Raw genomic sequence first — 5310 nt, 5'->3', positions numbered from 1 at the left:
CCTTGCTACCCATCTGTGATCCTTCCCGGCAGAGACCCCGTCTCATGCCTTACTGGGTCACACCGGGCCATACACAAACTTCCGGACAGTCCCGGCGCTGCGGGTGCGGTGGACAGGGTCGTGGTCGGCCTGCATCAGGGCCGGAGCTCGCCGGGTCACTGGGCCAGTGGCCCTGGCTGATCACGCTGCCCGTATGGTTTCTTTTCATGTCCACGACTTCATACGCCGGTCACATAGAGCCGTCCGATCTGGCTCCGCTGGTGCAGGGATCCGCGTCCAGTGACAGCAGGTCCTCCCTCATCCAGCGACTTCTGTGCTCGGTGTGGCTGTGGCCGATGGTGCTGACCCTCGTGCTGGGGCTCTACAAGCTCAGCCAGCCGGAACTGTGGCGTGCCGAACTCGCCTCCTGGAGTGCGGCCTCGCGCAGCGTTCCTCAGCTGTTCCGGTTGTTGGGCCATGTGGACACATCCAGCGGTGCGTACTACCTCTTCTTGCACTTCTGGATCAAAATCTTCGGCGACTCCATAGTGGCCCTGCGCCTGCCCTCCGTACTGGCGATGGCCGGGGCAGCGGGTTGCGTGGCGCTGCTAGGCCGACGGATGTTCTCGTCGTCCGCGGGCGTTCTTGCCGGACTGGCGTTCGCGGTCATGCCGGCAGTCTCCCGGTACGCCCAGGAGGCTCGGTCCTATGCCTTCACGATCCTGGGCGTGACGGTGGCCACAATGCTGTTGCTCCGGGCCCTGGAACCTGACCACAGAGAACACCACCCTGAAGCACCGCGTCCAACAGCTCACCCGCGAGCACCGGAAACTCCAGGAACGACTCGAAGGCGCTCGCTCCAACATCCGCTTCGCGGAGAAGCGCACGGCCGACCTGGAGGTTCAAGTGCTCGAACTCCAACAGGACCGTGGGGGCGACGTTGCGCGGTCGGCGCTGGCAGGACCCACTCTTACCCCTCAACAATGCCTGGACGTCGAATAGGTCCCGGTTCGCGACCGGGCCACCCTCGGACAGACCAGGGAGGCCGCCGCATTGCGGAGCTGGATTCCTCGGATGCCGACCGCGCAGCCACGACCGTACTCGACAGCACCGACAGTCAGGTCCCAGCGGGCAGCAGCTGAACCAGGCCTACCGACGCACGCTCGTTGGCCCAGGCATGGACGGCCCGCACCGTCCACTTGCCGACAGGCAGGGGCACGGCCACTTGCTCAGGAAATCCGCCGCTTGGGTACTCGACGTTCAGCTCGGCCCCTGCGATCGCGGAGTCCATGAGCACTGCCGGGCCGTCCGTCTCCCAGGTTCCGCACCCCTCCCACTCGCTCTCCGGATCTACGAGGACGGCCTCGGCAGCCGCGACCAGGTCTGCCTCAGAATCTGCGGCGAGCCAACGGAGGAAAGCCCGATGCTCCTGGAGGTAGTAGGTGCGAGCAGGCTCATCGGCCAGGACGAGGGCCTGGGCTCCTTCGTCATCTACGGCAAGCAGGCCGGCGAAACCGTCCACCTGGCAAGCGCGGTCGTAGTCGTCGGGTGCATCAGCGTTGCCGATCACCATCCCAGACTCCGTGCAGCCTCCCCAACTGGCCAGTATCGATACAGGGACGACGATCAACGGCCCACCCATCGACTCCACCCACGCTCGGGACGGTTCAGGTGATTCGGTGTCAGATAGCGAGGAGGCGTTCATGCAGTCAGTCTGCCCACAGCCACGGACAGCGTTCCGCTCGGATGCGTGAAGCCTGAACGTCGCGGAACTGTCCGCAATGCGTATGTGCTGGTCAAAGGCGACGCGATCGAGTCGCCGGTCAGTAAACTCGCCCAACCGACGAGTGCGTGGGTCTTCCAGTGAAGGCCGGCTCGCTCATCTCCTTGATCGTTCTCGGACGGCTCCGGCCAGATCACCACGGGCAGCTCTGGCCGCCCGAGTCGCGGCGAGATGCACTCGTTCGCGTCGGCCATCCACGTGGTTGCCCAGACCAGCTCGCACGGAAGCGCCAACAACCTGGGCCCGAGCGCGGGGTTGATCCTGGCCAGAAGCGGGTTCGAGCCGCTGCCCGATGGCTCGTAGCCGGTTTGGTAGGTCGGATACCCGACTGCCCCAAACGGGATGAGCGGCCCATCAACATCAAGGAAGAGCAGCGGGCGCTCCGCGGGACCGGTCACCGCCGAACGATAGCGGCTCCTCGTTATGTACGCCGGAGCGCCCACCTCGCCAGATGTTCCCAGAGCGGTCAATGGTCAATCAGGAGAACGGATCCGTCTCGTCGGCGCCGTCGTGGGCGATCCAGCCCGGCGAGTGGGTCATCGCGCGCCGCTACCTGACCGACGCATCGATGGCGCAACTCCATGCATCACGACAGACTGATGCCGTTCACGTCGTCGAGCTCGTGCCTGGCGCCTGAACCACACCGAGCAGAACGCCAACCAAGCACGGCGCGCCACGCCACGGGACTCCAACACCATGATCCTCCCCAAAGATCGCGACCCCCGCTTCATCACCATCCGCCGTGGGGGGACGCTTACGGACTCCGACCATCGGCTCCTGGCTTTGTGGGCTGCCGCGTGCGCGGAGCACGTTCTGCCCCTATTCGAGTCGGTGCAGCCCTCGGACCCGCGGCCCCGCGAGGCGATCGAGCAGATTCGGGCATGGGCGTGCGGCGAGATCAGGATGTCTCAGTCCCGTGCGGCGGGTGGCCATGCCATGGCTGCGGCAAGAGAGTTGAGCGGAGCCGCTCGGCACGCCGCATATGCTGCCGGCCAGGCAGCAGTGGTGGCGCATGTCGCCGCACACGAGCTTGGTGCTGCGGCCTACGCGATCAAGGCCGTGCGTGCGGCGGCCCCCGGACGGGAGGGTGAGAGCGCCGGCAGGCTCGAGTGCCGTTGGCAGCGCGAACAGCTCCCGGATGTGATTCGCGAACTCGTCCTAGAGGATCAGCGGTTGCGAAACGACATCTGCTGGTCGGTCTTCGACTGTTGACGGGCGTGACGGCTCCTGGGCGAGTACCAGCGCAGTCGCGACGGCTGGCTCGCAGTGGACATCTCCCTGACCGGTCTACTTCCCATCGCCCGCAACGGCGGCAGCGACACCCTCTTCCTGGACCTGAACGAGGCCACTCATGGCCGGCAAAGGCCTGGCCCAGCCGATCAAGTGGCCCTGACCTGGCGCACTGAGCTTGCAGGCGCCCGAGCGGCGCGGCCTACCGGGTGGGGGCATCCACGGCTGGCATCCGACGGTACGAACGCTGTGCACGTTCAGGCGTACCTACCTGCGCACGTTGGCCTGTATGCCGGCAGCAGGCTTGCCGCGACTGCTGGACGAGCCGCGGAGGTGCTGGCGCTGGTCATGGAGACGGGGATCCGGCCGGGCTGGAGGATCGATTGCGCGCGGGACGTCTGACCTGCCCGGGCTGCAGCGGTCAACTCACGGGTTGGGGCCACGCCCGAGCCCGCACGGTTCGCGAACGGGACCGCTCGTTCTGCGGGTGCGTCCGCGGGTCGCCCGCGCGGAGCGAGTCACCTGGTGAGGGTGGTGTTGGCCTCGCGGTAGTCCGCGAGTGCCTCGGTGTAGTGGCGACCGCACGCGAGGAACAGGGTGGAACGGTCGGTCAGTGCTCTGGCGAGTGCCTTGCTGCCCAGATCCGGGTCCGCACGGGCCAGTCGGCGCGCGAGGGACACCCCTTCGTCGAACAGGGGGTGCAGCGGCTCGAATATCTGGTGAGTGCGGTCTTCCCAGTACATGGCGGAGCGGATCGTCAGCCTGCGCTGGACGGTGAGCAGTTCGGGCAGGTGGGTGCGGGGGGCGGCGGCCGCGAGGGGCGCCAGCGCGGCAGCTCGTTCCGCCAGGGCGCCGCGGCCCTCGCAGTAGCTGTGGCGCAGGTCCGGGGACCAGCCCAGGCGTTCTTCGCCGAACGGTGGCTGCGGCTCGCCCGGCACCACCGGTTCCTCCCGGCGGCCGGAGAGGGTGAGGAGGATGACCCACCAGGTGCGGAATCCGCCCCCGCTCTTGCGCTCACCGGTCGCGGCAAGCTCTGCCAGGGCTCCGTCCGCCTCCAGCAGGGCGGTGCGGGCCCGCTCGGGCTGTCCGTGCCACTCCAGCAGCCGGGAGAGGTGGATCAGCTCCCACACCAGGGAGGACAGCGCGCCCCGGCCTTCGTCCAGCCGCGTACGGGTGGCGTCGACCAGCTCGGAGAAGACCTCGATGGCCTCCCCGTGTCGGCCGGCCGCGTCCAACTCGGCCGACCAGGAGACGGTGGCCCAGAACGTGCTGTGCGAAGGGGTGGTGCCGGCCCGTCCGGCCGCCACGATGCGGGCGTGTGCGGCTGCGGACTCCTCGTGGCGTCCCTCTTCGGCCAGGGCGGCCGCCAGGCGCCGCAGCCCGCACACCGGGTCCGGCACCAGGCCAGCCTCGAAGGCGGCCCGGCCCGTGCGCGCCATCTCCTCGCGCACCGTGAACCCCTCCGTCCGGCGACCCATCACATACAGCTGGCGTTGGTAGGCGTCCAGCACCTGCATGAGCAGTTCGGTGCGTTTGGGCTCGGACTGCCCGATCGCGCGTGCCGCCGCCAGCGCCTCGGCGAACAGCGCGAGTTCCGTTTCGGGCTTGTCGCGCAACTGGTAGCCCACCATCAGCAGAGCGCGGGCCAGCCGCGGCAGGTAGCTGAGCGGGCTCACCTGCGCCAGCGTCCGGTAGGCGTCGACCTGCTGCTTATGGCTGAGTCTCCCTGACCCGAGCAGCATGTGCCGGGCGCGCAGCACCTCGTCCTGATCGACATTCCCCGGTGAGTTCATGGGGGGAAGTCTGGGGCTCGGCCGAACGCCCGAACAAGGCTGCTGAGCTGTGCCGTCGGTCCTACGCAGAACCACTGTGAGCTGCCATGATTGGGGTGTCGTCAACTCCGTTCCCCGAATAGGTCAGGCACAGTGGCTCCCCGGACCAGAAGCGAGACGGCGGCACTGTCCCACCTTGCCTCTCGTCGCCGTCCCACCTCGTGCCTAGGCACTCAGTCGTAGAAGTGTTACGGCAGCACGCCGCGTGGCAGTGGCTGACGCCGTGCGCCCAGTCGGGCGAGAAGGATCTGGCGGGCCAGGGTCCGCACCTCGTCCCGGGTGGAATCGGCAGTCATCTCCTTCCGTGGTGATTGGCGTATTCGGCCCGTTGGCGCTGGACGCCGCACGCCGTCGAGTAGGCATACCACGGGCGGATGCGCCGAGCGCCCGACCGGGACTGTCCGGAAGTTTGTGTATGGCCCGGTGTGACCCAGTAAGGCATGAGACGGGGTCTCTGCCGGGAAGGATCACAGATGGGTAGCAAGG

6 protein-coding genes are annotated in these 5310 nt (G+C 67.6%); 3 read left to right on the top strand and 3 right to left on the bottom strand.

Annotation, left to right across the window (positions count from 1 at the left end):
- Positions 1–44: 44 nt before the first annotated feature.
- On the top strand, positions 45–1121 hold the full coding sequence (locus ABIA33_RS37940) for a glycosyltransferase family 39 protein (protein ID WP_370088782.1): 1077 nt from the start codon (positions 45–47) through the stop codon (positions 1119–1121).
- On the opposite strand, the gene ABIA33_RS37935 is transcribed toward ABIA33_RS37940, so the two are convergent.
- Both ABIA33_RS37935 and ABIA33_RS37930 read right to left on the bottom strand, forming a co-directional pair.
- Entirely contained in the window at positions 1097–1621 is a 525-nt protein-coding gene (locus ABIA33_RS37935) for an Imm21 family immunity protein (RefSeq protein ID WP_370088784.1), read from the bottom strand. The two genes, ABIA33_RS37940 and ABIA33_RS37935, sit on opposite strands and share 25 nt — an antisense overlap.
- Positions 1622–1680: 59 nt before the next feature.
- Positions 1681–2160, bottom strand: a complete 480-nt coding sequence (locus tag ABIA33_RS37930; protein WP_370088780.1) for a hypothetical protein — start codon at positions 2158–2160, stop codon at positions 1681–1683.
- A gap of 71 nt (positions 2161–2231) precedes the next feature.
- On the opposite strand from ABIA33_RS37930, the gene ABIA33_RS37925 reads away from it, so the two are divergent.
- Complete coding sequence (locus ABIA33_RS37925; RefSeq protein WP_370088778.1) at positions 2232–2399, top strand: hypothetical protein; 168 nt, start codon at positions 2232–2234, stop codon at positions 2397–2399.
- A 59-nt stretch (positions 2400–2458) separates the two neighbouring features.
- Entirely contained in the window at positions 2459–2974 is a 516-nt protein-coding gene (locus ABIA33_RS37920) for a putative immunity protein (protein ID WP_370088776.1), read from the top strand.
- 536 nt (positions 2975–3510) lie between these two features.
- On the opposite strand, the gene ABIA33_RS37915 is transcribed toward ABIA33_RS37920, so the two are convergent.
- Positions 3511–4785, bottom strand: coding sequence for a hypothetical protein (locus ABIA33_RS37915; protein ID WP_370088774.1), 1275 nt, complete (start codon positions 4783–4785; stop codon positions 3511–3513).
- Positions 4786–5310: the final 525 nt, after the last annotated feature.

This window comes from Streptacidiphilus sp. MAP12-16 (assembly GCF_041262165.1).
Taxonomy (GTDB): Bacteria; Actinomycetota; Actinomycetes; order Streptomycetales; family Streptomycetaceae; genus Streptacidiphilus.
This window is presented reverse-complemented; position numbering and strand designations above follow the sequence as displayed.

Coding starts and splice junctions, on each gene's coding strand:
- ABIA33_RS37940 (WP_370088782.1), top strand. CDS start 45: ATGCCTTACTGGGTCACACCGGGCCATACACAAACTTCCGGACAGTCC.
- ABIA33_RS37935 (WP_370088784.1), bottom strand. CDS start 1,621: ATGGGTGGGCCGTTGATCGTCGTCCCTGTATCGATACTGGCCAGTTGG.
- ABIA33_RS37925 (WP_370088778.1), top strand. CDS start 2,232: ATGGTCAATCAGGAGAACGGATCCGTCTCGTCGGCGCCGTCGTGGGCG.
- ABIA33_RS37920 (WP_370088776.1), top strand. CDS start 2,459: ATGATCCTCCCCAAAGATCGCGACCCCCGCTTCATCACCATCCGCCGT.
- ABIA33_RS37915 (WP_370088774.1), bottom strand. CDS start 4,785: ATGAACTCACCGGGGAATGTCGATCAGGACGAGGTGCTGCGCGCCCGG.